The 22835-nt window shown below is 73.1% G+C and carries 19 protein-coding genes; 18 read left to right on the forward strand and 1 reads right to left on the reverse strand.

The genetic code is table 11. From position 1 onward, the window contains the following. Window positions 1-38: 38 nt before the first annotated feature. The 9 genes from steA to ACIBZJ_RS19280 are packed head-to-tail and all read left to right on the forward strand — an operon-like array spanning window position 39 to window position 13979. Window positions 39-1223: a putative cytokinetic ring protein SteA gene (steA, locus tag ACIBZJ_RS19240; RefSeq protein WP_395931303.1), complete on the forward strand. Its 1185-nt coding sequence runs from the start codon at window positions 39-41 to the stop codon at window positions 1221-1223. Further along, window positions 1220-2152: a copper transporter gene (locus ACIBZJ_RS19245; RefSeq protein WP_395931305.1), complete on the forward strand. Its 933-nt coding sequence runs from the start codon at window positions 1220-1222 to the stop codon at window positions 2150-2152. The genes steA and ACIBZJ_RS19245 overlap by 4 nt, the downstream gene beginning before the upstream one ends. Window positions 2153-2175: 23 nt before the next feature. Continuing rightward, a complete protein-coding gene (locus ACIBZJ_RS19250; RefSeq protein ID WP_395931307.1) occupies window positions 2176-3159 on the forward strand; it encodes a hypothetical protein in 984 nt (327 codons plus the stop codon). Continuing rightward, window positions 3156-4925, forward strand: coding sequence for a murein biosynthesis integral membrane protein MurJ (gene murJ / locus ACIBZJ_RS19255; protein ID WP_395931309.1), 1770 nt, complete (start codon window positions 3156-3158; stop codon window positions 4923-4925). The genes ACIBZJ_RS19250 and murJ overlap by 4 nt, the downstream gene beginning before the upstream one ends. Next, the gene (locus ACIBZJ_RS19260) at window positions 4922-6124 is read left to right on the forward strand and encodes a glycosyltransferase family 4 protein (protein WP_395931311.1); all 1203 of its coding nucleotides are present in this window, start codon (window positions 4922-4924) and stop codon (window positions 6122-6124) included. Before murJ ends, ACIBZJ_RS19260 begins: the two co-directional genes overlap by 4 nt. After that, on the forward strand, window positions 6121-8919 hold the full coding sequence (locus ACIBZJ_RS19265; RefSeq protein ID WP_395931313.1) for a hypothetical protein: 2799 nt from the start codon (window positions 6121-6123) through the stop codon (window positions 8917-8919). The genes ACIBZJ_RS19260 and ACIBZJ_RS19265 overlap by 4 nt, the downstream gene beginning before the upstream one ends. Further along, window positions 8916-11612: a hypothetical protein gene (locus ACIBZJ_RS19270; protein ID WP_395931315.1), complete on the forward strand. Its 2697-nt coding sequence runs from the start codon at window positions 8916-8918 to the stop codon at window positions 11610-11612. The genes ACIBZJ_RS19265 and ACIBZJ_RS19270 overlap by 4 nt, the downstream gene beginning before the upstream one ends. Before the next feature lie 52 nt (window positions 11613-11664). Continuing rightward, window positions 11665-13374, forward strand: a complete 1710-nt coding sequence (locus ACIBZJ_RS19275) for a CTP synthase (protein WP_395931317.1) — start codon at window positions 11665-11667, stop codon at window positions 13372-13374. Further along, window positions 13371-13979: an NUDIX domain-containing protein gene (locus tag ACIBZJ_RS19280; RefSeq protein ID WP_395931319.1), complete on the forward strand. Its 609-nt coding sequence runs from the start codon at window positions 13371-13373 to the stop codon at window positions 13977-13979. The genes ACIBZJ_RS19275 and ACIBZJ_RS19280 overlap by 4 nt, the downstream gene beginning before the upstream one ends. Before the next feature lie 123 nt (window positions 13980-14102). On the opposite strand, the gene ACIBZJ_RS19285 is transcribed toward ACIBZJ_RS19280, so the two are convergent. Further along, window positions 14103-14453 carry an NINE protein gene (locus ACIBZJ_RS19285; protein WP_395931321.1) on the reverse strand — a complete coding sequence of 117 codons (351 nt, stop codon included), beginning with the start codon at window positions 14451-14453 and terminating at the stop codon, window positions 14103-14105. A 367-nt stretch (window positions 14454-14820) separates the two neighbouring features. On the opposite strand from ACIBZJ_RS19285, the gene ald reads away from it, so the two are divergent. The 9 genes from ald to ACIBZJ_RS19330 all read left to right on the forward strand — a co-directional run bounded on the left by ald (window position 14821) and on the right by ACIBZJ_RS19330 (window position 22817). Beyond that, entirely contained in the window at window positions 14821-15936 is a 1116-nt protein-coding gene (ald, locus tag ACIBZJ_RS19290; RefSeq protein WP_395931323.1) for an alanine dehydrogenase, read from the forward strand. Between the two features lie 4 nt (window positions 15937-15940). Further along, window positions 15941-16867: a site-specific tyrosine recombinase XerD gene (locus tag ACIBZJ_RS19295; protein WP_395931325.1), complete on the forward strand. Its 927-nt coding sequence runs from the start codon at window positions 15941-15943 to the stop codon at window positions 16865-16867. A gap of 165 nt (window positions 16868-17032) precedes the next feature. Beyond that, entirely contained in the window at window positions 17033-17725 is a 693-nt protein-coding gene (locus ACIBZJ_RS19300) for a DUF4097 family beta strand repeat-containing protein (protein WP_395931327.1), read from the forward strand. 139 nt (window positions 17726-17864) lie between these two features. Then, entirely contained in the window at window positions 17865-18767 is a 903-nt protein-coding gene (locus ACIBZJ_RS19305) for a ParA family protein (protein ID WP_395931329.1), read from the forward strand. Next, complete coding sequence (locus tag ACIBZJ_RS19310) at window positions 18764-19198, forward strand: cobyrinic acid a,c-diamide synthase (RefSeq protein ID WP_395931331.1); 435 nt, start codon at window positions 18764-18766, stop codon at window positions 19196-19198. Before ACIBZJ_RS19305 ends, ACIBZJ_RS19310 begins: the two co-directional genes overlap by 4 nt. A 1-nt stretch (window position 19199) precedes the next feature. Then, on the forward strand, window positions 19200-19880 hold the full coding sequence (locus ACIBZJ_RS19315; RefSeq protein WP_395931333.1) for a hypothetical protein: 681 nt from the start codon (window positions 19200-19202) through the stop codon (window positions 19878-19880). Window positions 19881-19895: 15 nt separating this feature from the next. Further along, entirely contained in the window at window positions 19896-20843 is a 948-nt protein-coding gene (locus ACIBZJ_RS19320) for a segregation and condensation protein A (protein WP_395931335.1), read from the forward strand. After that, window positions 20840-21427: an SMC-Scp complex subunit ScpB gene (scpB, locus tag ACIBZJ_RS19325; RefSeq protein WP_395931337.1), complete on the forward strand. Its 588-nt coding sequence runs from the start codon at window positions 20840-20842 to the stop codon at window positions 21425-21427. Before ACIBZJ_RS19320 ends, scpB begins: the two co-directional genes overlap by 4 nt. A 610-nt stretch (window positions 21428-22037) precedes the next feature. Continuing rightward, complete coding sequence (locus ACIBZJ_RS19330; protein WP_395931339.1) at window positions 22038-22817, forward strand: pseudouridine synthase; 780 nt, start codon at window positions 22038-22040, stop codon at window positions 22815-22817. Window positions 22818-22835: the final 18 nt, after the last annotated feature.

Consider the following 22835-nt stretch of genomic DNA (forward strand, 5'->3'; position numbering starts at 1 on the left):
TGCCGAACCGAGTGGCGGGCGATGAGAGGATGCAGGAGATGCGCCTTCCGACTCTCCGACGCCCCCGCTCCGCCGACGGTGACACCGCGACGGCCGGGCCGGCGCGTCTCGACCGCCGGACGAAGCGACTGACTCAGCGGCTCAAGCCGGGCGACGTCGCGATCATCGATCACGTCGACATCGACCGGGTCGCCGGAGACGCGCTCGTCGCGTCCGGCGTCTCGGCGGTCGTCAACGCCTCACCGAGCATCTCCGGCCGCTACCCGAACCTGGGCCCGGAGGTGATCGTCGCCGCCGGCATCCCGCTCGTCGACTCGGTGGGCCAGGAGATCTTCGACCGCCTGCGCGAGGGCCAGCGCGTGCGCATCGAAGGGAAGTCGGTCTTCCTCGGCGACGAGGAGATCGCGACCGGCCAGCGGCAGGACACCGAGACGGTCTCGGCCGCGATGGCGGAGGCCAAAGCCGGGCTGTCGGTGCAGCTGGAGGCGTTCGCGGCCAACACGATGGAGTACATGAAGCGGGAGCGCGACCTCCTGCTCGACGGCGTCGGTGTGCCCGAGATCAAGACGCCGATCGACGGCAGGCACTGCCTGATCGTCGTCCGCGGCTACGACTACCGGGAAGACCTCGACGTCCTCGGCTCCTACATCCGCGAGTTCCGCCCGGTGCTGATCGGGGTCGACGGGGGCGCCGACGCGCTGGTCGAGGCCGGTTACACGCCCGACCTGATCGTCGGCGACATGGACTCGGTCTCCGACGACGTGCTGCGCTGCGGCGCGGAGGTCGTCGTCCACGCGTATCCCGACGGGCGGGCACCGGGCCTGGCCCGCGTCGACCGGCTGGGCGTCCGCGCGGTGGTGTTCCCGGCTGCCGCGACCAGCGAAGACATCGCGATGCTGCTCGCCGACGAGCGGGGGGCCACGCTGATCGTCGCGGTCGGCACGCACGCTACGCTGGTCGAGTTCCTCGACAAAGGACGCGCCGGCATGGCGTCGACGTTCCTGACCCGGTTGCGGGTCGGCGGCAAGCTGGTCGACGCCAAGGGCGTGAGCCGGCTATACCGCCAGCGGGTGTCGTCGATGTCGCTGTTCGTGCTCATCGCTTCGGCGCTGTGCGCGATGGCCGCGGCGTTGGCGATCTCGACCATCGGACGCACCTGGATGCAGCTGCTCGCCGAGCAGTGGGACAACCTGGTCTTCCAGCTGCAGAGGCTGTTTTCGTGATCAACTTCCGTTACCACGTGGTCTCGCTGACCGCGGTGTTCCTCGCGCTCGCCGTGGGCCTGGTGCTCGGCACCGCCGCGCTCAACGGCACCGTGCAGAACCAGATCAACGAGCAGGTCAGCGGCTTGCGCAACAGTAACGGCCAGCTGCGCGACCAGGTGGAGGAACTGCAGACCCGCGCGGCGTCGCAGGACCAGTTCGTCCAGCAGATCGCGCCCGGCCTGCTGGCCGGCCGGCTCACCGGCCGGACGACGCTGGTCATCAGCGGCCCGACCGCCGACAACGAAGACACGACCGCCGTCGTGAAGATGATCACGACCGCCGGTGGCTCGGTCACCAACCAGGTGCGGCTCAAAAAAGACTTCACCGACCCGAACAAAGAGGACGCTCTGCAGGACCTGGCCGCCCGCACCACACCGGCCGGGGTGACCAACCTGCCGAACAACGGCGTCGGCGTGGAGACGGCGACGGCGCTGCTCGCGACCGTGCTGCTGGCGAACAAGGCGCAGATCACCGACTTGAACCGGACGATGATCCTGTCCGCGTACGAGAACCTGGGCGTGCTCGACCTCGACGGTGAGGTCAGCAAGACGCGGCCCACCTCCGTCGTGATCGTCACCGGGGCCCCTGAGACCGGCAGCGACGCGGTGACCCGCAACAAGGCGTTCGTGAGCGTGGTCAAGCAGTTCGACGCGGTGGCGACGCAGACCGTGCTGTCGGCGCCGACCGCCGCCGGGGCGGGCAACCCCGTCGCCGCGGTCCGGGACGACGGTAGTCTGGCGAAGACCATCTCGACCGTGGACGGGGTGTCCCTCGCGGAGGGCCAGGTCGCCACCGCGATGGCGCTGGCCGAGCAGTTCAGCGGCCGCGCCGGGCACTACGGCACGGGCAGCGGCGCGAGCGCACGGATCCCGACGCTCCGCAGCTGAGGAGCCGCTGACGAGGAGGGAACGTGCTGTCCGCACGTCGTACTGTCACCGCGGTACTGGCCGGGGTGACGACGGGCGCCGCGCAGCGCGCGAGTTCGCGTCTGCCCGGGTCGGTGACCGAGGCACTGGCCCGCACCAATCACCGCGGCGAGGCCGTGACGCTGGCGGAAGGCCCCGCGGTGGCGCTGGGAGCCACGCTGGCGGCCGTGACCGGTAGCGCGCTGGCCGGTGCGCCCCGGACGGCGGTCGCGGCGGCTGTGGCCGGCCTGGGGGCCGCCGCCGTGGGGACGTACGACGACGTGGTGGGCGCGCGTCCGGATCAGAAGCGTGACAAGGGGTTCGCCGGGCACCTGCGGGCGTTGCAGGAGGGCCGGGTGAGCGCGGGCGCGGTGAAGATCGCCGGCGTCGGGGTGAGCGCGCTGCTGGCCGGACAGGCGCTGTCCGGCCGGTCGTCGGGGTTCGGGCGGGCGATCGACACCACGTTGTCGGCGATCGTCATCGCCGGCGCGGCGAACGTCGTGAATCTGTTCGACCTGCGGCCGGGGCGGGCGTTGAAGGTGGGCCTGATGGCGGCCGGTCCGCTGGTCGCGGGCCCCGACCGGGACGGTTCCGCCGCGGTCGCGGCCGCGGTCACCGGTGCTGCGGTCGCCGCGCTCCCCGACGACCTGGGTGAACGCAGCATGCTGGGGGACGCCGGGGCGAACGCACTCGGCGCCCTGCTCGGAGTCGGGCTGGCCGCACGTCTGGGGCGGCCCGGAAAAGCGCTGGTCGCCGCCGGGCTGATCGGGCTGATGGCGGCCAGCGAGCGGGTCAGCTTCACGAAGGTGATCGCGCGCACCCCGGCGCTGAACGCCGTGGACCTGTGGGGCCGGCGCCCGCCTTCCCGAGAGCCTGCCGTCGAAGCGCCAGCCACCCCGGTGGCCGAGGTCACGGCGGCACCGAACGCGGGGGACGTCACGGGCGCGGGGGACGCGGGGGAGCCTGGGGCGGGCGCCGGAGGGCGATGACCGTGCCGGATACCGCGGCGGCGCCCGACTCGACCGGGACGCCGCCGACCTCAGCCGCGGCCCGGGCGACGCGCACGCTTTTCGGGGCGGCCGGGCTGATCGCCGGTCTCACCGTGCTGGCCCGTCTCATCGGTTTCGGCCGGATCGTCGTGTTCACCGGCGCGGTCGGCTACCACGGTGTCGGCGACATCTACCAGGTCGTCAACACGATCCCGAACATCGTGTTCGAGATCGTCGCCGGTGGCGCGCTGGCCGCCGTCGTCGTGCCGCTGCTCGCCGGTGCCGCCGACCGCAACGATCGGCAGACCGTCGACCAGGTCACGTCCGCGCTGCTCACCTGGGCATTGCTCCTGCTCGTGCCGCTCTCGATCGTGATCACGGTGGCCGCCGGTCCGATCGTCGCCGGGCTGCTCGGTCCCGACGCCGCCGCCGCCGACGGCGCGTTCGGCCGGTTGCTGCTGCGGGTGTTCGCGCCGCAGCTCGTGCTCTACGGCGTCGGTGTCGTGCTGACCGGCGTGCTGCAGGCGCACCGCCGGTTCGCCGGGCCCGCGCTGGCCCCGCTGCTCTCCAGCGTCACCGTGATCGCGTCGTACGTGGTCTACGGGCGGCTCGAGCCGGGCGCCGACACGGCCGCGGAGGTGGGGCTGACGAGCCAGCTCGTGCTCGCGGTCGGTACCACGCTCGGCGTCGTCGTGCTGTCGCTGAGCCTGCTCGTGCCGTTGCGGGGCACCGGCGTCCGGATCCGCCCGACGCTGCGGTTCCCGGCCGGAGCGGTCGAGCGGGTGCGCAGCCTGGTCGGCAGCGGCGTCGCGGTCGTGGCCGGCCAGCAGCTGGCGACGCTGGTCGCGCTGCTGCTCGCGAACCGCTGGTCGGCGCCGGACGGCTCGGTCGTCGTCTACACGATGGCGCAGACCGTGTACCTGCTGCCGTGGGCGGTGCTGGCGGTGCCGCTGGCGACGTCGGCCTACCCGCGGCTGGCGGCGGCCTGGGACCGGGGCGACCGGTCCGCCTACCGGGCGACCCTGCGGACGACGACCACCGGTGTGCTCGTGCTGTGTGCGCTGGCCGTCGCGGCGATGATCGCCGGGGCCGAGCCGGTGGCCGTACTCGTCACCACGGCCGGAGACGGCGACGCCAGCCGTCCGGCGGTCGCGGCCGGTATCGCGTTCTTCGCGCCGGGGCTGATCGGGTTCGGGCTGTTCGCGGTCCTCTCCCGCGCCCTGTACGCGGCCGGGAAGGCCGGTACCGCCGCGTTCGCGGTGCTGGGCGGCTGGGCGGTCGCCGCGGTCGCGGACGTCGTCCTGGTGGCTCTGCTCCCGGCTCACGACCGGGTCGCGGCGCTCGCGGCCGGCAACACGATCGGGATGAGCGCGCTGGGCGTCGCTCTGCTGGTGCTGGTCGCGCGCGAGGCCGGTCTGGGCGCGTTGTCCGGCCTCGGTCGCCTCGCGGTGGCGCTGGTGCCGGCGACCGTGCTCGCCGCGGCCGGTGGGGCGGTGGCGCACGCGCTGCTGCCCGGGGACGGGCTTCCGATGGTGGTCGGGTCGGGTGTGGTGACCGCTGCGGTGGTTTTAGTGCTGTTCGCCGCACTGTTCCTGGCCGCGGCGAAGCTGGCCGGCGTCGATACCACGGGAGTGCTGCCCCGGCGGCTTCGTCCACAAGACCGCGGTTATCCCCAGGGGCGGGGCTCCGAGAGACACGGTCCGGAGCGGCAGGGCATGCTGGACCGGACCACTGAGCGAACCGGCGATGAAGGAGAGACGACGTGAGCGGCGCACGGCCACGGGTAGCGCTGGTGCTCGCGTCCAGCACCGGCGGCGTCGGGCGGCACGTGCGGTCGCTGGCCGAGCACCTCGTGCAGTCCGGGCACCGCGTCGACGTGCACGGCCCGGCCGCCACCGAGGAGCTGTTCGGCTTCCGGGCGGCCGGGGCGGGGTTCGCTCCGGTCGAGATCCCGGCCCGTCCGCACCCGGTGAAAGACGCCGCCGCGCTCGCGATGCTGCGCCGCCGCCTGCGGGCCGAGAAACCCGACGTCGTGCACGCCCACGGCCTCCGCGCCGGCCTGGTGGCCGCGCTCGCCGGCCGTCGTCCGCTCGTGACCACCTGGCACAACCTGCTGATGGGCGAGAACGCACGCAACCCGGTGCTGCGCGGGCTCGAGCGCGTCGTCGCCCGGTCGGCCGACGTCACGCTCACCGCCTCCGACGACCTGGTCGGCCGCGTGCTGCGGCTCGGCGGCCGTGACGTGCGGCCGTCGCCGGTCGCCGCGCCCGTGCTCCCGGCGCCGGTCCGCTCGGCCGCCGAGGTCCGCGCCGAGCTCGGCGAGGGTGACGTCCCGCTGGTACTCGCCGTCGGCCGGCTGCACCCCCAGAAGCGTTTCGACGTTCTGGTGGACGCGTCCGTGCGCTGGTCACCGGCCGTGGTGCTGGTGGCGGGCAGCGGTCCGGAGGAGTCGGCACTCCGGCGCCGGGCCGCCGCGCTCGGGGCGCCGGTGCGCTTCCTCGGGCACCGGCCGGACGTCGCCGACCTGCTCGCCGCGTGTGACGTCGCCGTCGTGACCAGCGACTGGGAGGCGCGCCAGCTGTTCGCGCAAGAGGCGCTACGGGCCGGGCGTCCGCTGGTCGCCACCGCCGTCGGCGGGCTGCCCGGCCTGGTCGGCGACGGAGCCCGGCTGGTGCCGTCCGGCCACCCGGACGCGGTGGCGGAGGCGGTGAGCGCGCTGCTGACCGACCCGGACGCGGCCCGTGAGCTGGCCGAACGGGGCGCGGAGGTCGCGGCGGGCTGGCCCGACGAGGCCACGGTCGCCGCGTCGATCGCCGCCGTCTACGACGAACTCACCGGCGAAGCCCCGGAGACCGCGGGGCTGCCGCCGGCCGGAGGCTCGGAGACCGCGGGGCTGCCGCCGGCCGGAGGCTTGGGGACCGCGGGGCTGCCGCCGGCCGGAGGCTCGGCGAGGCCGGGCCTATGAGAGGCAAGCCGGGCATCGGGGTGGCGGGGGAGCGGCCCATTTTGTTGCTGCTCCGGGTCGCCGCGGTGTGCGCGGTGGTGGTGATCGCCGCGATCACCGGTATCACCGCGGTCCCGGGCCTGCCCCAGGCGGCGCCGCGCGCCGTGATGGCCGCGACCGCCCACGTCGTGATCGTCGGCGTCCCCGGGTTGCGCTGGGACGACGTCGACGCGGCCCGCACCCCGAACCTCGACCGGCTGCTCGCCGAAGGCAGCGCCGGTTCGCTCTCGATCCGCACGGCCGGGCCCTTGACCTGCGCGGCCGACGGCTGGGTCACGCTCGGGGCGGGCAACCGGGCCCGCGGCCCGCGCCACGGCGCCACCTGCCCGGCGGAGTTCCCGCTGAACTCGCCGGTCACCACCCGCGACACCGGTGCCCGGCTCCCGCAGCAGAACGCGATCATCGCCCGCAACAGCGAGCTCTCCCAGGGCGCCCGGCCGGGTGCGCTGGCCGACGGCGTCCGGTGCGTGACCGCGGTCGGGCGCGGCGCGGCGGTCGCCGGTGCCCACCCGAGCGGCCGGATCGACCGGTACGCGGCCGTGCTGCCCGCCGACCCCGCCGATCTGCTCACCCGGTGCCCGGTGACGGTCGTCGAAGCGCCGACCGTCGCCGGTTCCGACACCCGCGCGACCGAGGCCGCGGCTGCCGACGCGTTCGTCGCCCGGGTCGACGCCGCCCGGCCGCCCGGGTCGATCCTGCTCGTCGTCGGTGTGGCCGACACGTCCGAGGTACCGCGCCTGCACGTCGCGCTCGCCGTGGGGCCGGGGTTCCAGCCCGGTGCCGAACTGTCGTCGCCCACGACCAGCAAGGCGCCATTCGTCCAGCTGATGGACGTGGCACCGACCGCGATCGCCGCGCTCGGGCTGCCCGCGGTGCCGGCGATGACCGGTGTCTCGGTACTGAGCGCGGGCACGCAGGCGGCCGACACCGCCACGGAGGTCGACCGGCTGGTCGACCGCGACAGGGCCGCCGGTGCCCAGCGGCCGCTGGTCCAGCCCTTCTTCACGATCATGGTCGTCGCCGTGATCCTGCTGCTGCTCGTCTCCTGGCGGGTGGTGTTCAGCCGCTGGCAGGCCGCGGTGGCCGCGGCCGGCACGATCCGTCCGGCGTCGTCGCGGTTCCGCTGGCCCCGGGCGATCGAGACGATCGAAGTACTGGCGGTCGCGCTGGCCACGGTGCCGGTGGCGGCCTTCGCGGCCAACGTGTTCGCCTGGTGGCGCTCGGACCATCCGCTGCTCACGGTGACCGCGCTGATCGGGGCCGGGGTGGCCGGGCTGACCGGCCTGGCCTACGGCGGCCCGTGGCGCGGGCGCCCGACCGGCCCGATCGGCTGCGTCGCGATCGGCACCGCGCTGGTGCTCGGTGCCGACGTGCTGACCGGTAGCAACCTGCAGCTCAATGCCCTGCCGGGGTACTCACCGCTGGTGGCCGGGCGGTTCACCGGCTTCGGCAACCTGGCGTTCGGCGTCTACGCGGCGGGCGTCCTGCTCGGAGTGGGCTGCCTGGCCCAGGCCGTGCCGGGCTGGCGGCGCCCGACTCTGTTCACGTTCGCCGGTGCGGCCGCCGTGGTGGTGGTCGGTGCCCCCGGCTGGGGCGCCGACGTCGGTGGCATCCTCGCGCTCACGCCGGCCGTCCTGCTGGCCGCGGTGCGCCTCAGCGGCCGGCGCGTGTCCGGCGGCGTCGTGGCGGGTGCGGCGGTGGCCGCGCTCGCCGTCGTGACCGCGTTCGCCGCCGTCGACTACGCCCGCCCGGAAGAGAGCCGCTCGCACCTCGGGCGCTTCGTCGCGCAGCTGTTCGACGGCTCGGCCGGCGCCGTGATCCAGCGCAAGGCCGAGGCCAACGTGACGCTGCTGCTGACCAGCCAGCTCACGCTCCTGGTACTCGCGGTCGCGGTCTTCGTGACGTTCGTGCTGCTCGTGCCGACCGCCCGCCTGCGTCGCGTCCTCGGCTTGTACCCGGCGGTGCGGTCGGGCATGGTCGGCCTGCTGGTGGCCGCGGTCCTCGGCTTCGCGCTGAACGACTCCGGCGTCGCGGTTCCGGCGTTCTCCGCGATGGTCGCGGTGCCGCTGGCCATCGCCCTGACGATCCGCGTCGCGGTGGCGGGCCAACGCACGGTCCGTCGCGACCCGTCCCGTCCCGCGCCCCCGGCCGCCGCCCCTCCCGATCCCGCCGACCCGGAACGCGCCCGAGCCGTTCCCGCCCCGGCGCCCACGGAGCCCCCGCCGACCCAAGCCGACCCCGAGCCCGCCCCTGCGAAGCCCGCCCCTGCGAAGCCCGCCCCTGCGGAGGGCGCGTCTCCGGAGGTCGCGCTTGTGGAGGCTGCGGCGCCGGAGGCCGCGCCCTCGTTCGGGGAGGCCACGTCTGCGACGCGCGCCTCCGCGACGCCCGCGTCTGGGGCGCCCGCGTCTGCGAGGCCCGGGTCCAGGGCGGCGTCTGCGTCTGCGACGTCTGCGTCTGCGACGTCCGCGTCTGCGGCGCCCGCGTCTGCGAAGTCCGCGGCTGCGTCTGCGGCGCCCGCATCCGCGACGTCCGCGGCTGCGTCTGCGGGGGCTGCGTCTGCGGGGGCCGGGTCTGCGGAGGGCGGGGCGGCGGCGGAGGGCGGATCGGGGCGCGGTGGAGCGGGAATTGTTGATGCGGAGGGCGGGGAGGGCACGGTGAGTGAGAGCGACGACCGTTCGTTGTCGGCGGCCGGGTCCCGGGCTCGGCCGCCGGCACCGCGACGGGACGCCAGTCCGCTGGGGCGGGTGGTTCGGTGATCCGCCGTAGCTGGGTCGCCGCGGTGGTGGGTTTGCTGGCCGCGCTCGGGCCGGCCGCTCCGGCGGCGGCGGGTCCCGCGGACGAGACGATCCGTTCGAACGCGGTGGTGGTCGTGGGCGTCGCCGGGCTGGAGTGGTCGGACGTCACGGCCGAGCGCACTCCCACGCTGGCCAAGCTGGCGTCCCGGGGATCGGTGGGGACGCTGTCGGTGCGCGCCGCACCGGCCGTGACCTGTATCGGCGAGGGATGGCTGACGCTCGGGGCCGGACGGTCGGCGGCGATTCTCGACCCCTCCGACATCGACTCGGGAGCCGGCTGCGGCCCCCGCACGGCCCCTCCGGTCACGGTGACCAAGAAGGGCGCCAGCGTCGTCGGCTGGGACGAACTGAGCGAGATCAACCACAACCTCCGGTTCGGCGCCCAGCCCGGCCTGCTCGGCACGCGCCTGAACTGCACCGGCGCCGTCGGCACCGGGGGAGCGCTGGCCGCCGCCGACACGTCCGGGAACGTCGACGTCTACCGGCCGACGTTGCCCGACGACCCCGGGCCCCTGCTGCGGGCGTGTCCGTTCACCGCCGTCGACCTGGGGATGCTCCCGGACGCCGCGGCTCACGGCGACCGGCGCGCCGACGCGCTGCGTCAGGTCGACACGGCGCTGGCGCAGATCGACGCCACCCGGCCGACGAACTCGACGTTGCTGGTCGTCGGGGTCGCGGACACCGACGCGACCGACGGGCGGCTGCACGTCGCGATCGCCGACGGTCCGGGGTTCGACGGCGGCTGGCTCCGTTCGCCGAGCACCGGGCGCACGCCGTACCTCCAGCTCGTCGACGTGGCTCCGACCGTGCTCGCCGCGCTCAACCAGACCGTGCCCGACGACATCGCCGGGCGACCGGTGTTCCAGTCCTCGGAGCACCGCCCGCAAGGCTTCGACGCGACCCGCACGGTGCTCGTCGACGCCGACACCGCGGCAGTGGCGCGCAAGCACCTCGTCGGGCCGTTCCTGGCCGGGTTCGTCGTGGTGTTCGCGCTGGTCATCGGCCTAGCGGCGGCGGTGCTCCGCCGCCGTCCGACCGCCGGCACACCCCGCCGCCGCTGGTGGACCGCCGCCACCGACCGGCACTCGGCCGACCGCCCTCGGCCCTCGGCCCCCGACCCCGGCGGGCACCCGGCGCCCGAAAGCGGCCCGCACCCGACCGCCGACCCCGACCCGCTCCCAACCGCTGCCGCCGGCCCGCACCCGGCCGCCGCCTCCGACCGGCACCCCGCCGCGACTGACCGGCTCCCGGCCGCCGCCTCGGACCTGCACCCCGCCGCTGCCGCCGACCGGCATCCCGCTGCCGCCGATCGGCTCCCGGCCGCTGCCTCCGACCTGCACCCCGCCGCCACCGACCGGCACCCCGCCGCGACCGACCGGCATCCGGCTTCCGGCACCGACCGGCTCCCGGCCGCCGGTACCGACCGGCTCCCGGCCGCCGGCACCGACCGGCATCCCGCCGCTGTCTCCGGGCACCACCCGGCCGGTGGCTCGCTTCGGGGGTGGCTCTCGGTCGCGGTGACCGCCCTGGGGGCGTTTCCGGTGGCCACGTTCCTGGCGAACCTCGTCCCCTGGTGGCGGGCCGATCCGCCGGCACCCGCGCTCGCGGCCACGATCCTGGGGGCGCTGGCGATCGTCACCGCGATCGCGATCGCTCCGCCGTGGGGGCGGACGGCGTCCGGGCGGATGGCCGCGGTCAGCGCGATCACGGTCCTGGTGCTGCTCGCCGACGTGATGACGGGCGCCCGCCTGCAGCTCAACAGCCTGCTCGGCTACACCGCGCTGGAGGCCGGGCGGTTCGTGGGCTTCGGCAACGTCGCGTTCGCGGTGCTCGGGGCCTCGGCACTGCTGCTGGCGGCAGCGCTGGCGACCGGACGCCCGCCCCGGTCGGCGGTCGCGGTGGCGCTCGCGGTGGCGGTACCGGTGATCGTGGTCGAGGGCTCGCCCGGCTGGGGCACCGACTTCGGCGGGATCCTCACGCTGGTCCCGGCGTTCGGCGTGCTGGCACTGCTGGTCGCCGGGCGGAAGGTCACCACCGGGAAGGCCGCGGCCGTACTCGGCGCCGGGGCCGGGCTGGTGGCGATGCTGGCGACCGCCGACTACCTGCGTCCGGAGGAAGACCGCACGCACTTCGGCCGGTTCGTCGCGACCGTCCTCGACGGCGACGGTCTGGCCACGGTCGACCGCAAGGTCCGGGCCAACCTCGACCTGCTGTTCGCCGGGCCGCACACGATCACAGCCGCTGTGCTGCTCGTGATCGCGGCGGCTGGGGTATTCCGACCACCGGCCGGTCTCCGGGCCGCCTACGTGGCTCACCCCGGGCTGCGGACGGGTCTCCGTGTCGTCGTCGTCCTCGGCCTGGTGGGATTCGCCGTCAACGACTCCGGGATCGCGATCCCGCTGAACGCCGCGCTCGTCGCGCTGCCGGCGGCGGTGGCCGCGTGGCTGCGACCGGCCCCATCGGTGAAGTTCGGTTCCGACCCGTCACCCGACGGACGAACCGACCCCGATGGCGCCGTGGCAGGCGTCGAACACAAGAACGGACAGGGAACGCCGGGCAGCAACCAGGTGACCACGGCGGGTGAAACCGACGGCGGGAAACCGGCGGACACGCCCGCGCGCTCCGCGGAGGCCACCGCAGACGTGTTACCGTGAAATTCCGTGGGCGCGCGGGCCACCAGGCCGCGCCATTACCGCGGGAGTCCCCTTGTCGCTGTCGTCGCAGGCGACCACGCATGTCTTCGTCACCGGGGGAGTCGCATCCTCGCTCGGTAAAGGTCTGACCGCGAGCAGTCTGGGCAATCTGCTCAGCGCTCGCGGGTTGCGGGTCGTGATGCAGAAGCTGGATCCGTATCTCAACGTCGATCCCGGCACGATGAATCCTTTCCAGCACGGAGAGGTGTTCGTCACCGAGGACGGGGCCGAGACCGACCTCGACGTCGGTCACTACGAACGGTTCCTCGACACGCAGTTGCGTGCGAACGCGAACGTCACCACCGGCCAGGTGTACAGCCGGGTGATCGCGAAGGAACGCCGCGGTGAGTACCTGGGCGACACGGTCCAGGTCATTCCGCACATCACGAACGAGATCAAGGAACGGATCCGCAGCATGGCCGCCGCCGGTCCGGACGGCGTCGTGCCCGACGTCGTGATCACCGAGGTCGGCGGCACGGTCGGTGACATCGAGTCGCTGCCGTTCCTGGAGGCGATCCGGCAGGTCCGGCACGACGTGGGCCGGGACCGCGTGCTGTTCCTGCACGTCTCGCTGGTGCCGTACCTGGCGCCGAGCGGCGAGCTGAAGACCAAGCCGACCCAGCACTCGGTGGCCGCGCTGCGCAACATCGGCATCCAGCCCGACGCGATCATCTGCCGGTCCGACCGGGAGATCCCGGAGGCGCTCAAACGCAAGATCAGCCTGATGTGCGACGTCGACGCGGACGCGGTGATCTCCTGCTCCGACGCCGCCTCGATCTACGACATCCCGAAGGTGCTGCACCGCGAGGGTCTGGACGCGTACGTCGTGCGCCGGCTCAACCTGTCGTTCCGTGACGTCGACTGGACCCGCTGGGACGACCTGCTCGACCGGGTCCACCGGCCGCACCACGCGGTGACGATCGCGCTGGTCGGGAAGTACATCGACCTGCCCGACGCCTACCTGTCGGTGACCGAGGCGCTGCGCGCGGGGGGCATCGCCAACTACGCGAAGGTCAACATCCGCTGGGTCCCGGCCGACAAGTGCGCGACGCCCGCCGGTGCGGCGCAAGCCCTGGCCGACGTCGACGGGGTGCTGATTCCGGGTGGCTTCGGCGTCCGGGGCATCGACGGGAAGCTCGGCGCGATCAAGTTCGCCCGCCAGAACCGCATCCCGACGCTGGGCCTGTGTCTCGGGCTGCAGTGCATGGTGATCGAGGTGGCCCGGTCGCTGGCCAAGCTCGAGGGCGCGGACTCGACCGAGTTCACGCCGGACGCGCCGCACCCGGTGATCTCGACGATGGCCGACCAGAAGGACGTGGTGGCCGGCGATCGGGACATGGGCGGGACGATGCGGCTGGGGGCGTACCCGGCCGCGCTGGTGCCGGGCAGCGTCGTGGCCGAGGCGTACGGGTCCACGAGCGCCTCCGAGCGGCACCGGCACCGGTACGAGGTCAACAACGCCTACCGCAAGCAGCTGACGTCGGTCGGGCTGGAGTTCTCGGGCACGTCGCCGGACGGCACGCTGGTGGAGTTCATCGAGCTCGACCGCGAGCAGCACCCGTACTTCGTCGCGACCCAGGCGCACCCGGAGTTCAAATCCCGGCCGACCCGCGCCCACCCGCTGTTCCGGTCGTTCGTGGCGGCGGCGCTGGAGTACAACGACGCCGGTCGGCTGCCGGTCGAGGTGCCGGTGCAGGACACGCCCGCCGGTGCGCTGTCGTGACGTACTCCGTGGTGTCCCGGACGCCGCAGTTCTCGTCCGGCCGGGTGATCGACGTCGTGACCGACGAGGTGACGATGCCCGGCGGGGGTACGGCGCTGCGTGACTGGGTGCGGCATCCGGGCGCGGTCGGGGTCGTGGCGGTCGACGACGCCGACCGGGTTCTGCTGGTGCACCAGTACCGGCATCCGGTGGGGCGTGAGCTGTGGGAGCTGCCCGCCGGCCTGCTGGACGTCGACGGTGAGAAGGCGGTGGTGTCCGCCGGACGCGAGCTGGCGGAGGAGGCGGATCTGCGGGCCGCGCGGTTCGAGGTGCTGGTGGATCTGCTGACGACGCCGGGGGCGTCGGACGAGGCGATCCGGCTGTATCTGGCGCGGGGGTTGTCGCCGGTGCCGGCGGAGGCGCGGTTCACCCGGACCGACGAGGAAGCCGGGATGACGACCCGCTGGTTCGGCCTCGACGAGGCGGTCGATCTGGTCCTGGCCGGAACGATCGAGAACGCCGCCGCGGCGGCCGGAATCCTCGCCGCGACGGCGGCCCGGGCCCGCGGCTGGAAGGGCCTGCGAGGCGTGAACGCCCCCTGGGCCGCGCGCCCGTCCCGGGTCTGACGATTCTCGGCGGGGCTGTCTCCGGCCCCGCTGCGTCGGCGGCCCGCCGGAAAAGTCGGCGGCCCGCCGGGAAAAAATAGAGCGCCGCGCCCCCAGGGGGCGCGGCGCTGGGAACGGGGATGCTCAGTTGGGACGCAGCGGGCGGCCCTGCGCGTCGGTGCCGCCGTTGACGAGGATCATGATCCCGTCGATCAGCGGCCACAGCGCACCGAGGCCACACGTGAGCCACGTCGCCGCGATCTGACCGATCGCGATGCCGGTGTGACCGGTGTAGAACCGGCCCGCGCCGAAGCTGCCGAGCAGGATGCCGAGCAGGCCTGCGATGAGCTTCGACTTGTCGGAGTACGGAAGGCCGGTTGCCGGGTCAACGTCGCCGTAGCCGGGCTGTCCGCCCGGGTAGCCGCCCGGCTGACCGCCGGGGTACCCGCCCGGCTGACCGCCGGGGTACTGGCCAGGAGGTGGAGAGTAGGTCATGGCGCCGCAGCGTAGCGACCTTTGGTTACGTCAGACGATCGGGTAGGCGACACCAGTTAATTCGTGTCCGATAACTGTCTCATTGACCGGCGATATGTGACGTTCGCTCCGATCGTTCCCTCACGCATCACGGAGGGCGTTCTCGCTGACCGTCATGGTTTCTCCACACAACCGGCCGAGAGGCGGCTCGAACGCCCGATCTCACGGTCTTTTCCTTCCCGGACAGAAGAAACCATTGTAACCTCGCGCGGGGAGTCGCTGTTTCCGTGGTTAAGGGCATGAAAAGCCTCGGTTTCGGTGGTCCGGAACAACCAACTCGAGGCTTAGACTCAGCCGCGCCGAGCCTCGTCGAAGGAAGGTGGCCTACGTGAAGATCGGTGTTCCGGCAGAGGTGAAGAACCATGAGTACCGGGTGGCGCTCACGCCGGCCGGCGTCCAGGAACTCGTCCGGCACGGGCACGACGTCGCGGTCGAGGGCGGAGCGGGGCTGGGGTCCTCGCTGACCGACGCCGATTTCGCCGGCGCGGGCGCGCGGATCGTGGACGGTCCGGAGGCGGTCTGGGCCGAGGCCGACCTCGTGCTCAAGGTCAAGGAGCCGATCGCGGAGGAGTACGACCGGATGCGGGAGGGGCAGACGCTCTTCACGTACCTGCACCTGGCCGCGTCGAAGGAATGCACGGACACGCTGGTCGACCGGAAGATCACCGGCATCGCGTACGAGACCGTGGAACTGCCCGACCGGTCGCTCCCGCTGCTGGCGCCGATGAGCGAGGTCGCCGGGCGGCTCGCACCGCAGGTCGGCGCCTACCACCTGATGGCCTCCGGCGGCGGGCGCGGCACGCTGATGGGCGGCGTTTCGGGCGTGTACGCGGCGAAGACCGTCGTGATCGGCGCCGGGGTGTCCGGGATGAACGCGGCGGCGATCGCGCTGGGCATGCAGGCCGAGGTGCTGCTGCTCGACACCGACATCAACAAGCTGCGCGCCGCCGACCGCATCTACCAGGGGCACCTGCAGACCGTCGCGTCCAACAGCTACGAGATCGAGCGCGCGATCATGGACGCCGACCTGGTCATCGGTGCGGTGCTGGTGGCGGGGGCCCGAGCGCCCAAGCTGGTCACGAACGCGATGGTCGCCGAGATGAAGCCGGGCAGCGTGCTCGTCGACATCGCGATCGACCAGGGCGGCTGCTTCGAGGACTCGCGCCCGACCACGCACGCCGACCCGACCTACCGGGTGCACGAGTCGGTGTTCTACTGCGTCGCGAACATGCCGGGCGCGGTGCCGCACACGTCGACGTACGCGCTGACCAACGTCACGCTGCCGTACGTGCTGACGCTGGCCGACCACGGCTGGAAGGACGCGCTGCGAGCGGATCCGGCACTCGCACTGGGCCTGAACACCTACGCCGGCCAGGTCGTCTACGAGCCGGTGGCGGCCGCGCACGGGCGTTCGGTACTGCCGTTGGCGGAGGTCCTAGCCTGACCCCATGGAGGCAGCCGTCCGGGGGTATCTCGACCACCTCGCGGTGGAGCGCAACCTCGCCCGCAACACGCTGACGGCGTACCGGCGCGACCTCGGCCGGTACGTCGCGTTCCTCCGGTCGCGGGGCATCGACGGCCTGGCCGGGGTCGGGGAGCGGGACGTCGGCGAGTTCCTCGCCTCGCTCCGGGCCGGCGACGACGAGCATCCGCCGCTCGCCGCCTCCTCCGCGGCCAGGGCGGTGGTGGCGGTCCGCGGCCTGCACCGGTTCGCGGTCCGTGACGGCCGCGCCGGCACGGACCCGGCCCGCGACGTCCGGCCCCCCACGCCCGCGCGCCGGTTGCCCAAGGCGTTGCCCCTGTCGGAGATGGAAGCCCTTCTGGACGCCACCGGGCCGGCCGACGGCGGGCCGCTCGTGCTCCGCGACCGGGCGCTGCTCGAATTGCTGTACGGCACCGGGGCGCGCATCTCCGAGGCGGTCGGCCTGGTCGTCGACGACGTCCCCCCGCCCGACGGCGAGCGGGACACGGTGGTCCTCACCGGCAAGGGCGACCGGAGCCGGCTGGTGCCGATCGGGTCGTACGCCCGGCGCGCGGTCGACGCCTACCTGGTGCGCGCCCGCCCGGCGCTGGCCACCGCCGGCCGGGGCACACCGGCGCTGTTCCTCAACGCCCGCGGCGGAGGCCTGACCCGCCAAGGTGCCTGGGGGATCCTCGCGGCCGCGGCCGGGCGGGCCGGGCTCGGCGGGAAGGTCTCGCCGCACACGCTCCGGCACTCGTTCGCGACGCACCTGCTCGACGGCGGCGCCGACGTCCGGGTCGTGCAGGAACTGCTCGGGCACGCGTCGGTGGCCACGACCCAGATCTACACGCTGGTCACGGCCGACCGCCTGCGCGAGGCCTACGCGGCGGCCCACCCGAGGGCCCTGGGCTAGGCCGGCGTTTCCCGGGCCAGCAGCTCGCCGTGGCCGAGGCCGAGGCGACCCGGCCGAACCCCCGGGTAACCCCTGAGAGCCGGATCCGGGTCGAACCGGGGCGAGTCCGGATGGGGCCGGGCCGGGTTTGCCGAGACTCTGGGTGCCGACACGAGGAGGTCGGCGATGGACGCGCGCACGGGTGGACGGATCGCGGCGGTCGTAGGACTGGTCGCGGCCGCGGCGCTGCTCAGCGGCTGCGATCAGATGCTGCGGGAGAGGCACGACGAGCACTACGAGGTCACCGGCGACGTCCGGACGCTGTCGGTGGCGGGCGACGGCGTCACGCTCGACGTGGTGGCCGGCAACGGGCCGGTGTCCGTGGACGAGGTCGTCCGCTACCGGGGCGACCGGCCGGAAACCCGGCACCGGGTGGACGACGGCGTCCTGACGCTCGACTCGCCGGGATGCGAGGGCAAGAAGGCGTGCAAGGTCGAGTACCGGGTGACGATGCCCGCCGGCACCGCGCTGAAAGTGGACGTCGACGCCGGAAAGGTCGAGACGACCGGCCTGGCGGCCTCCTTCGACGTCCGGATCGACGCTGGGCAGGTCACCACGCACCGCTCGAGGAACAAGTCCACGGACGTCCGGCTGGACGTCGGCGACGTCGACCTCGGGTACGCCACGGCTCCCGACAAGGTCGCGGTCACCACGAACACCGGGGCGGTCTCGCTGCGGCTTCCCGGCGCCGGCCCCTACGCCGTGCAGACCCACACCGAGGTCGGCGACACCGACATCACCGTGCCGGTCTCGGCATCGTCGAAACGGGCGGTTTCGGTCCGGGTCGACGTCGGCCAGATCACCGTCGCGCCTGCGTAGGACACAAAGGACCGCGCACCGTGCGGTCGCGGTCGCGGAACGACACGCCGAGCGACTTGCGGTTTTATCGACAATCTTTGCGTTGGCCCCACCGGCTCCCTAGGGTTCCGTTGCAAGTTCGGCGGCGGGAGCTGGTGAGATGTCAACGAACCCGGTGATGAGCGACGACGCGGGCGCTCTGGAACAGGCCACCCTTGACCTGGCAGCGCTGGGCATCGTCCACGAGCCGCGGCGTGACCGCCGCCCGGACGAAGCCCTCGCGCCCAAAGAAGGCCATGGCCCGGCCCGGATCATCGCGCTGTGCAATCAAAAAGGCGGCGTCGGCAAGACGACGAGCACGATCAACCTCGGTGCCGCGCTGGCCGAGTGCGATCAGCGTGTGCTGCTCGTCGACTTCGACCCGCAGGGCGCGCTCTCGGTCGGTCTGGGCGTCAACGCCTACGACCTCGAGCTCACGGTCTACAACCTGCTCATGCAGTCCGGCATCCGGACCGAGGACGTGCTGGTCAAGACCAACGTCACCGGTCTCGACTTACTGCCGTCCAACATCGACCTGTCCGCTGCCGAGGTGCAGCTGGTCAGCGAGGTGGCCCGGGAGCAGACGCTGGAACGCGCGCTCCGCCAGGTCAGGGACGACTACGACTACATCCTGATCGACTGCCAGCCGTCGCTGGGCCTGCTGACCGTCAACGCGCTCACCGCGGCCCACGGCGTCATCGTCCCGCTCGAGTGCGAGTTCTTCTCGCTGCGTGGTCTGGCGATGCTCATCGACACGATCGACAAGGTGAAAGACCGGCTCAACCCCGATCTCGAGCTCGACGGCATCCTCGCGACGATGTACGACTCGCGCACCGTCCACTCTCGCCAGGTACTGTCCCGCGTCGTGGAAGCGTTCGGCGACAAGGTGTACGACACGGTGATCTCGCGCACCGTGCGGTTCCCGGAGACGACGGTGGCCGGCGAGCCGATCACCACCTGGGCTCCCGGGTCCGGTGGTGCGAAGGCGTACCGGGCATTGGCCCGCGAGGTGCTCGACAGGTGAGGCGACGGGTTCAACTCCCCGGCGCGTCCGAGCTGTTCCGGATGACGACCACGCCCTCCGGTGCCAGCACGGTCGAGGTGATCGGGGGGACGCCCGCAGGTGCGTCCCGTCCGGCTCCGCCTCGTTCGGCGCCTCCGGCGTCGCCGCGCCCGCTCCCGAGGGCGGACGGTCCTCCGGCGGATGTGACGCCGATCCGCGCGTCGCCGCGGTCTCCGAGCGGCCGGCAGCGGCACGATGAGAAGATCACCGTGTACCTGTCCTCCGGTGAGCTGCTCGAACTCGAGCGGACCCGGCTGGACCTACGGGCTCGTCACGGCATCGGCATCGACCGCGGCCGTATCGTCCGGGAGGCGATCGCGATAGCGCTGGCGGAGTACGACGCGAACGGAGAGCACTCGTTGCTCGTCCGGCGGCTCGCGAGCGGCCACTGACGTGCTGTTCGCGCTCCAGTCGCCGGTAGCGCTGGCCGGCCTGCTGCTGGCGTTCGTCCTCGGGCTGGCGATCCGGGTGGTCGCCATCCGGCTCGTCCAGCGCAGGCGGGTGCCCGCGGGCTGGGACGTGCCCCGGCGTTCCGGCGGCAAGCTCGTCGACGTCCGGCGCGACGTGGACATCTTCGGGGTGGTCGCCGCCGTGGTGGGCGGCACCGGCTGGGGCAAGCGGGTGGAAGACGCCGGGATGGCGCCGGCGCCGTTGCGGGTACTGCTGGCCGGCCCGGTCGCGGTGCTCGTGGCGTCCCAGCTCGCGTTCCTGTCGTTCATCGTAGTCGCCGGCCCGGTGTCGCTCGGCTCGCTGAGCGCGTCCAGCGTCCTGCGCGGCGACCTGGTCGGTGGCACCAGCGTCGAGCTGTTCCTGCTGTCGTTCGCCGTCGGGATGCTGTGTTTCGGGCTGCTCGACCTGGTGCCGCTGCCGCCGCTGGACGGCTGGGGGCTGCTGCGGCACGCGGTGCGGCGTCCCGGAACCGGATTCCAGAAGGCCCGGTACTGGCTCGAGGACCAGAACGTCGGCATCGCGATCCTGCTCGCCGGGATGCTGTTGCCGCTGTTCCGGGGCCTGCCGCTGTTCCTGTTCCTGCTCGACATCGTGTGTTGGCCGTTCTTGCTGCTCTGGGGTTGACGGTACGGTTCTGCTGTGACCGAGAGCCCGCCCGACGCCGAGGCGCCGCCGGAGGAGGCTCCGCCGCCGCTGCTGCCGGAGGCGGCTCCGCCGCAGGGGTCGGGGTACGGCGAGAAGTTCCACATCCGTCTCGACAACTTCGAGGGCCCGTTCGACCTGCTGCTCCAGCTGATCAGCAAGCACAAGCTGGACGTCACCGAGGTCGCGCTCAGCCAGGTCACCGACGAGTTCATCGCGCACATCCGGGCGATGGGCGACGACTGGGACCTCGGACAGGTCAGCGAGTTCCTGCTGATCGCGGCGACGCTCCTGGACCTGAAGGCGGCCCGGCTGCTGCCGTCCGCCGAGGTCGAGGACGAGGAAGACCTGGCTCTCCTGGAAGCCCGTGACCTGCTGTTCGCGCGTCTGCTGCAGTACCGGGCGTTCAAGCAGGTGGCGTCGTTCATCTCCGAGCGCGAGCAAGAGGGTGCGACCCGCTGGCCCCGGGCGGTGCAACTCGAGCCCCGGTTCGCGGCGGCGATGCCGGAGGTGCTGCTCGGGCTCGGCCCGGAACAGTTCGCGGCACTCGCGGTCAAGGCGATGTCGCCGAAGCCGGTACCGACCGTGTCGATCGACCACATCCACGCGCCGCGGGTCTCGGTGCGGGAGCACGCGGCGATCCTGCGGGAGAAGCTGACCCGTCTGGGCCAGGCGTCGTTCCGGGCGTTGTGCTCGGACTGCACCACCACGCTGGAGATCGTCGCCCGGTTCCTGGCGCTGCTGGAGCTCTACCGCGAGGGCGTGCTGCATTTCGACCAGGTCGAGCCGCTGGGCGAACTCCACGTACGCTGGGTAGGCGGTGGCGAGCGCGAGGCGGTCGAAATCGACGAGTACGGCACGGACGAGGTGCAGGCCGGCGACGGGATTCCGGCGGTGCCTGCCAGCCGCTCGGCCCCCGAGATCGAGACGAAGGAACGTGGGTGAACGAGGAAGGCGTGCTTTTCGGATCGCCGGAACCCGAGCGTGACCGGATCGAACCGGCGCTCGAGGCGATCCTGATGGTCGTCGACGAACCGGTGACCGAAGGGCTGCTCGCGCAGACCCTGGGCTGTCCGGTGCCCGACGTGACCACCGCACTCCGGGGCCTCGCCGGGGAGTACGACGAGGCCGGCCGTGGTTTCGAGCTGCGCCAGGTCGCCGGTGGCTGGCGCCTTTACACGCGCTCGGAATACGCGCCGTACGTGGAACGGTTCGTGCTGGAGGGCCAGCAGGCCCGGCTCACCCAGGCCGCGCTCGAGACGCTGGCCGTGATCGCCTACAAGCAACCGGTCACCCGGTCGTCGGTGGCGGCGATCCGGGGCGTCTCGGTGGACGGGGTGATCCGGACGCTGCTGTCCCGCGGGTTGATCGAGGAATGTGGTACCGATCCGGAGACCGGTGGGTACCAGTTCCGTACGACCACGTTGTTCCTCGAGAAGCTCGGCCTCAACTCATTGGATGAACTGCCGGCCCTCGCGCCGCTGCTGCCCGGAATGGATGCCCTGGATGATGTCATCGCCGCGTCGTAACCCCACGCCCCGCGGGAGCGGTCGCACAGGGGACGCCGCCTCGCGCGGCACCGACGCACGCCGCGGGAGCGGCGCCGGCTCCCGCCGTGAGAGCGCGGGTCGCTCGGACGCGCCCCGCCGCGCGACCGGCGACGGCGGGGCTCGTGACGACGCCCCCCGTCGAACCGGCAGCGGCTCCGGCGGCAGCGGCTCCGGCGGCGGCGCCGGCCGGGGTGGAAGCGGCGGCGGCTCGGGCCGGGGAGCCGCTCCTCGGCGCTCCGCCGGTGGCGGCCGCGACGGCGCCGGCCGCGAGGTCGGTGGCCGTGACGGCGCTGGCCGTGACGGCGCTGGCCGTGACGGCGCTGGCCGTGACGGCGCACCCCGCACCGGCGGAGGCCGGGACGGTGCCCCGCGCACAGGCGCCTCCCGCACGGGTGGCGGCTCCCGCACAGGTGGCGCTTCCCGCACCGGTGGCGGCGCACCGCGCACCGGGGGTTCACGATCGGCGGAGACGCCTCGGCGCGCGAGTTCCTCGGAGCCGCTCGGCCGCGACGGCGCTCCGGCCCCCCGGAGTGCTTCGCGCACGGTCGGCCGCGGCAAGGCCGCCACTGACAATCGTCCGTACCAGGACGTGTGGGAAGAAGAAGAGGGCGACCCGAACTGGGCCGCGAAGCTCGACGAGCCCAAGGAAGGCGAGCGCCTGCAGAAGGTGCTGGCGGCAGCGGGCATCGGGTCGCGCCGCGCCTGTGAGGAGCTGATCGAGCAGGGGCGGGTCAGCGTCGACGGCAAGATCGTCACGGTGCAGGGCAAGCGGGTCGACCCGCTGACCGCGGTGATCCACGTCGACGGCCAGCGGGTCATCGTCGACGACCGCATGGTCTACATGGCGTTCAACAAGCCGACCGGCGTGCTGTCCGCGATGACCGACGACAAAGGCCGCCTGAACATCGGCGACTACGTGGCCGACCGCGACGTCCGGGTGTTCCACGTCGGGCGGCTCGACGCCGAGTCCGAGGGGCTGCTGCTGCTCACGAACGACGGCGCGCTCTCGCACCGGCTCACCCACCCCTCCTACGGGGTGCTCAAGACGTACCTGGCCGAGGTACCGGGCCCGATGCACAGCGACGTGAAGAAGCGTCTGCTGGAAGGCGTCGAGCTCGAGGACGGGATCGTCAAGGTCGACGACTTCCGCGTCGTCGACAACCTGCCCGGCAAGCTGCTCGTCGAGGTCGTGATCCACGAGGGCCGCAAGCACGTCGTCCGGCGGTTGCTCGAGGAGGTCGGGCACCCGGTCAGCCGCCTGGTCCGGACGGCGATCGGCCCGATCAAGCTGGCCAACATCAAACCGGGCAAGGCGCGGCACCTCAGCCAGGCCGAGATCGGTCAGCTGCACTCGGAGGTCGGGCTGTAGTGCGCCTCGGTTAGGCTG

The sequence above is a fragment of the Cryptosporangium sp. NPDC051539 genome, assembly GCF_044454545.1.
Lineage (GTDB): Bacteria > Actinomycetota > Actinomycetes > Mycobacteriales > Cryptosporangiaceae > Cryptosporangium.

Coding starts and splice junctions, on each gene's coding strand:
- murJ (WP_395931309.1), top strand. CDS start 3,156: ATGACCGTGCCGGATACCGCGGCGGCGCCCGACTCGACCGGGACGCCG.
- steA (WP_395931303.1), top strand. CDS start 39: ATGCGCCTTCCGACTCTCCGACGCCCCCGCTCCGCCGACGGTGACACC.
- ACIBZJ_RS19295 (WP_395931325.1), top strand. CDS start 15,941: ATGGAGGCAGCCGTCCGGGGGTATCTCGACCACCTCGCGGTGGAGCGC.
- ACIBZJ_RS19305 (WP_395931329.1), top strand. CDS start 17,865: ATGTCAACGAACCCGGTGATGAGCGACGACGCGGGCGCTCTGGAACAG.
- ACIBZJ_RS19265 (WP_395931313.1), top strand. CDS start 6,121: ATGAGAGGCAAGCCGGGCATCGGGGTGGCGGGGGAGCGGCCCATTTTG.
- ACIBZJ_RS19285 (WP_395931321.1), bottom strand. CDS start 14,453: ATGACCTACTCTCCACCTCCTGGCCAGTACCCCGGCGGTCAGCCGGGC.
- ACIBZJ_RS19300 (WP_395931327.1), top strand. CDS start 17,033: ATGGACGCGCGCACGGGTGGACGGATCGCGGCGGTCGTAGGACTGGTC.